This is a genomic window from Pullulanibacillus pueri, from assembly GCF_014639255.1.
Classification (GTDB): domain Bacteria; phylum Bacillota; class Bacilli; order Bacillales; family Sporolactobacillaceae; genus Pullulanibacillus; species Pullulanibacillus pueri.
Genome location: NZ_BMFV01000009.1, coordinates 112,455 through 118,454, shown reverse-complemented (window position 1 = coordinate 118,454; position 6,000 = coordinate 112,455). Strand labels below are relative to the sequence as shown.

Annotated in this window: 5 protein-coding genes; all 5 read right to left on the bottom strand. The window is 41.4% G+C overall.

The window, feature by feature from the left end:
- Positions 1–159 precede the first annotated feature (159 nt).
- A complete protein-coding gene (locus IEV91_RS08005; RefSeq protein ID WP_188496901.1) occupies positions 160–1,455 on the bottom strand; it encodes an ABC transporter substrate-binding protein in 1,296 nt (431 codons plus the stop codon).
- 69 nt (positions 1,456–1,524) lie between these two features.
- Entirely contained in the window at positions 1,525–2,511 is a 987-nt protein-coding gene (locus IEV91_RS08000; RefSeq protein ID WP_188496900.1) for a LacI family DNA-binding transcriptional regulator, read from the bottom strand.
- A gap of 335 nt (positions 2,512–2,846) precedes the next feature.
- The gene (locus IEV91_RS07995; protein ID WP_188496899.1) at positions 2,847–3,560 is read right to left on the bottom strand and encodes a copper homeostasis protein CutC; all 714 of its coding nucleotides are present in this window, start codon (positions 3,558–3,560) and stop codon (positions 2,847–2,849) included.
- Positions 3,557–4,939: a leucyl aminopeptidase family protein gene (locus tag IEV91_RS07990; protein WP_188496898.1), complete on the bottom strand. Its 1,383-nt coding sequence runs from the start codon at positions 4,937–4,939 to the stop codon at positions 3,557–3,559. Before IEV91_RS07990 ends, IEV91_RS07995 begins: the two co-directional genes overlap by 4 nt.
- A 32-nt stretch (positions 4,940–4,971) precedes the next feature.
- Positions 4,972–5,964: an asparaginase gene (locus tag IEV91_RS07985; RefSeq protein ID WP_188496897.1), complete on the bottom strand. Its 993-nt coding sequence runs from the start codon at positions 5,962–5,964 to the stop codon at positions 4,972–4,974.
- Positions 5,965–6,000 lie beyond the last annotated feature (36 nt).

Genomic DNA, 6,000 nt, shown 5'->3' with positions numbered 1-6,000 from the left:
GCGATGACAAAAATTAAGATCAGAGCCGGCGCCATTAACAGGTAGGCGGCTTTCCAGTCTGAATTTTTCCTTATTTTTACCTGACCTTTCAACTCAAACACCACCTTATTATCGGCATCAGTCCTATAAGAGAACTTTAGAGGACCAATGCCCTTTGTATTATTTCATTGCAGCTTTCATTTCTTTTTCCATATTAGCGGCCGATTGTTCTGGTGTTTCTTGACCTGCCAACATTTTGGACACATGAATCTGAATAATACTTGAAATTTCTTGATAATTTGGTGCGACTGGACGTGCTGTCGCATGAGCAACGGCATCTGTAAATCCTTTTTCTTTGAAGAATGGGTTCGCTTTAAGAACATCAGCATCATCATAGAGGCTCATATACACTGGTGATTTCCCACCAACAATAGCTTGGATTTTTTGACCTTCTTCACCTGTCATAAATTTCACGAACTCCCAAGCTTCCTGCGGGTGCTTGGAATATTTGTTAATGCCTAACATCCAACCACCAAGAGCAGAAGCAGAGCCTTTATCACCAGATGGTAGCTGAGCAACGCCCACCTTGCCTACAACTTTTGATTTCTCTTTATCATTTGAGGAGGACCACATGTATGGCCAGTTACGTGCAAAAACAGCTTGACCTTCGATAAAGGATGATTCTGTATCCGTTTCTTCAAAGTTTGTGACATTATCCGGCGTGATGCCTGAATCCACAATTTTCTTCAATTCTTTAAGTCCTTTAATGGTTTCAGGAGTATTTACGGAAACATCACCGTTGCTGTCAATAAACTGCCCACCATAGCTTCCAAGATACTCTACTGCACTGCAGACTAAACCTTCGTATTGTTTCCCTTGGAATTCAAAACCGTATTTTGTTCCGTTTTTACCTTGGAACTTCTTAGCATCCGCAATAAGGTCATCCCATGTTTTTGGCGGGCTATCAATGATATCCTTACGATAGAATAAGACACCAGCATCAAGATAAAGTGGCATAGCCCATTGCTTACCATTAAATTGAGTAGCGCTTATCGCCCCTTTGTTGTACGCGCTGAGGTCAACATTATCCTTTTGAATAAAACGATCGAGGGGTAAAGTATAGCCTGCTTGAGCAAACTCTGCTGGCCAAACGGTATCCATTTTTACAACATCAATCTCCGATGATTTGGCATTAAAAGCAGTGACATAAGCATCATGTTGCTTACCTGAGTCATTCGGCTCCTCCTGGACTTTAATATGAATATTTGGATGTTCCTTCTCAAAAGCCGCAATCATCTTAGTGGTTCCTTGAGTTGGATCCTTCCCAAGGGCATAAACAATAGTAACCTCTTTATCTTTTGAATCTGAATCCTTACCGCTGCTGCTACTCTGATTACTGCCCTTATCAGAGCCACAAGCAGATAAAACGAAGCATAATGCTAAAACGATTACTGAGAGTAGTTTAAAATTCTTCATTCTTACCTTTCCTCCTGTTATTTGGAATCGATTTCACAGAAATTGAAATCGTTATCACAAAATCATAATTTAAGTAGATGCCCTCACGATGAGATGCAAAGGCAACTCGGTTATCTGTTGCACGGGGTGACCGCCTCTTATGAGTTGAATCATAAGCTCCATCGCCATTTTCCCAATGTCTTTAACCGGTTGATAAACGGTTGAAATTCCTGGATCCATCAATCCTGCAATAGGTTGATCATCAAAGCCTAGTACCGCTAGTTCTTTAGGAACGTGCGTCCCATTCCTTCTCGCTTCAGCAATGATCCCTAATGCTACTTCATCACTACCTGTAAATACAGCGGTTGGTCGGTCCTTCAATGCCATTATTTCATAATATATCCGCCCGCCATCTTTCGTATCATAAGCATCCTTGAAGATCCAGTCTTCTTTAATAGAAAGTCCATGATCCTTTAAAGCCAGTTTAAGTCCCTTAAAACGGTCCCTAATATTGGTATTCTGTCTTCCAGAGTAACAATACCCTATTTTTGTATGGCCTCGTTCAATTAAATGCTGTGTTCCCATATATCCACCTTGCAATTGATCCAGATGAATAATAGGGGCTTCGGTACCAGGAGGATACTCATTACAAAAGAGAATCGGACCATATTGCTGATACCTTTTAATATCCTGCCAATCATTTTCACTTGAGGCAAAGATAACGCCACCAATTTGCCGTGTTTTCAGCCAATCGAGATACAAAATTTCGCGTTCCTTTCCCGATTTAGTCTGACAAATAATGAGTTGAAAACGATAAAGAGCCGCGATATCTTCCATCGCATCAACTAAATGGCTAAAAAATGGATTGGATAGCCTTGGAATGAGCACAGCAACTGTTTCATTTGTCTGAGTTCTCAGTCGTTGTGCAATTGAATTAGGGACATACCCTAATTGCTCCATTGCGCTTCTGACGGTTTGCCGTTTCTCTTCTGATACATAAGGGTGATTATTGATTACTCTTGAAACCGTCGTCCGGGAAAGGCCTGCCAATCTTGCAACATCTTCAATGGTTGCCATCCCCATCCCCCTTATAAGAACCCTAACCTTGAAATCGATTCCAACATTGAATGAAACTAAAATGAAATCGATTCCATATCATTGTATATGATAGTTTTATTTCTGACAATACCCTTTTTTAAAAATTCATCTTGGAAATTTTTTATGACCCCATTCTTTTAGAAAACTAGACTTCTATTCTAACGCTTGGGGATGCTTGCTTATTGTTCTACTCTTCATCTCTACAGATTGCGCACCCCACAAACCTAATAAAAAAAGTTATTGTCTCCGTGGTCACATATTAAACGGTGATCCCTAGCAAGTGATGCTTCTTATTATGTAAAAGTGCCCCATAATCACGAGGCACTTTCACTATTTTTCATTTCTAACTTTTTACGAATCATCTGTATCTGTGCCACATCAATAGGCGAGCGGAAAGAATTATGCACGCGCACTCCTGATCCAAAATGATATTCTGAAGCCTTGACTCGTTGATGGATTCCACTAATATTATGGGCATTCAATCCAGAGCCGACAAGAATTTCAGGACCAGAAAGCTTTCTTGAGAGCAACTGGAGCTGTTGGAGCTGACTAACGCCTTCTTCAGCCCTTTGCGCCCCACCAGAAGTCAACACCCGTTCAATAGATTCTGAGTAATGACAAAGGGTCTCAAAAGCTTTTACCTGATTTTCCACTTCATCAAAGGCTCGATGAAAGGTGATGCCTAATTCTCCCGCCAAATCAATAACATGAGACAACCCCGGCTCATCTATTTCTTGATATGGATTCAAACAGCCAAACACTATTCCGCTAGCCCCTAAATCCCGAATGACCATAACGTCTTCTTCAATAATGGCCCAATCACTTGAACGATAACAAAAGTGGTCGCTATGTGGCCGCAACATCACATAAACAGGAATGTTCACTGCTTCGATGACTTGCTTAATGGCACCATAGCTGGGCGTCAGCCCCCCTTCACTTATGGCTGAAACTAATTCTAAGCGCCTCGCCCCCGCTTGTTCCGCTCTCTTGGCATCCTCACTGTTTTGAACAATCACTTCTATTATCATATAAGACTTTCTCCTAGTACAAAATCCGCTAACAACCTCACACCATATCCTGAAGCCCCAGGAGGATAATAGCCAAAATCCTTGTAAGCCTGCACTGTATTGGCCATATCAATATGGGCCCACCTTGTCGTCCTTTGAATAAAACGATTTAAAAAGACAGCCGCCATAATCGCTCCTCCATAAGGTGATTTTCCTACATTGGCGATATCAGCATATGGATTATTTAGTTCCTCATCATATTCCTTAATCAGAGGAAGCGGCCAAATTAAATCACCATTCTCTGTACCAATACGTTTCAATCGCTCGGAAAGTGCCTCATCGTCACTCATCACTCCAGCCACCTTTAATCCTAAGGCATGTCCAATAGAGCCCGTTAAGGTAGCAATATCTAAGATAATTTCCGCCCCCAATTCTTGGGCGAATAATAAGGCATCAGCAAGAATCAAACGACCTTCCGCATCTGTATTCGCTACCTGTACTGAAACCCCATTTTTATATTGAATAATCTCCGAAGGAAGCAATGCTGAAGCATCCGGGACATTATCGACGACAGGAATAAGTGCCGTGACATTCACCTTGGCTTTCACGTTACTCAAAAGTTTCATCGCCCCAATGACAGCCGCTGACCCCCCCATATCCATTTTCATATCAGTAAAGTCACCCGTTTTAGCATTAATTCCCCCTGTGTCAAAGGTCACACCTTTTCCAACTAGAGCAATATGCGGAGCAGTCTCTAAAGTGCGATAAGAAAGTTGGATAAATTTTGGAGCATGGGCACTCCCCCTCGCAACGGCTAGAATACCATTTAACTGCAAATCCTTTAGATCTTCCTTTTCGTAAATCGTCACATTCACTGATGTGTCATTGAATAGCGCTTTAACATGACTATCATAAGTATCAGGATTAAGCGCATTAGGAGGTTCATTACATAGGTCCCGCGCAGCATTCACAGCCTCACTCCGATGCAATGCCAGGCGTTTATATTCTTCTGTCGGTTCACCTTCAATTGTAAGTTGAATTGAAGTATTTGTTTTTTTACTCTTATATTTATTAAATTGATACTGACTCAGAAACCAGCCTTCATAAAACGCAGAAAATAGTACAGACATTGACCACTCGGGACATACTCTACTTAAGTCCTCCGCCAAAAAAGAGGCTTGTATAACCCCCCTACCTCGAAGAAATTTGTTGACTTCGCCAGCAATATTTCTTATATCTTCTATAGTTAATAGTGACTTTTCCATCCCGACGTAAAGAAACAGGTTAGGGCGCTCGTGTACAAGTGTCATTACTCCATATTGAAAAGCGTCACCTTGCTTAAAAAGATGATCTCCCCCCTTATTTTCAGCGTTGACCCATTGAATAAAGGCCTCCTCCATTACAGCTTCCTCCCTTGATCTTTATGACTTTCTTACAAATTGACAAGTGTATAGCCAACAGTCTTTCCGTTATCATTGGTCAGTTCGCGAGGCCGAAGTTCATATAGACGCTCAATGGTCGCCTTATTTTCATAATCAATTTCCTCAAGAATGCCCGCAATCAGTATCGGCCACACGAGTTCAGAACCAGTCAATACCTTTAAGGCAAAACTCAATTTCTCTTTTCTTAAAGCAAAACAATAAACGCCCTGAGCACCGCCTTTAGCGATAATATTAGGATCCTCTAATAAAGCCGTGCAAATAAAGTGATGAGAAGCAATAATCCGTGGATTTTCATTCATGACCTGTCCAATCTTTTGAACAGCGGACCTTGTCCTTTCGTCCGGAATCATTTCAGGGCAAACGAATTTTAAATAAGATAAAGCCATATTATAGAGGGGTACCGCATAAACAGGCACACCACATCCATCTGTTCCCCTACCAATATCCTCTTTATTGACCTCAGTAAACTCAGCGACATAATCAAGAATTTCTTGTTGCAATGGATGCTCAGGCTCGTAATAATGACCCAGTTCCCAGCCAGATTCTCTTGCTGCAGCCATAAGTCCAAGATGCTTGCCGAAACAATTATGAAAAATTTTGCGCTTTCCACCCTGATTCCAAAGATGTTCAAATTTTGGCTGATCATTTAACGGATAAGATGCCTCACAGATCAGCTGCGATTCCGAAAGATTTAGCTTGTCCAAAAGCGACTGTAAGGCCTCTTGATGGTAGCTTTCTCCCCTTTGCGATGCAGCAAAGAGAGCCGCTTCCTCAGAAGTAAGACCATACTTTTCAATCACATTTGTTTTAAATACAGGAATGGCCTGTATTGGCTTCATTGCTGATCGATAAAACGTCGCATGTTCAATGTCTCCTTGCTGGAAGATCACTTCTTTTTTCTCATTGACACCACAGATCACACCATGATGCTCATTTTCTAGAATGTCACCACGGAATTCCAATACTAATACAGGTTCGCTCATAATTTCATGCTCCTTAAGTCATAATGAAGTCATCGA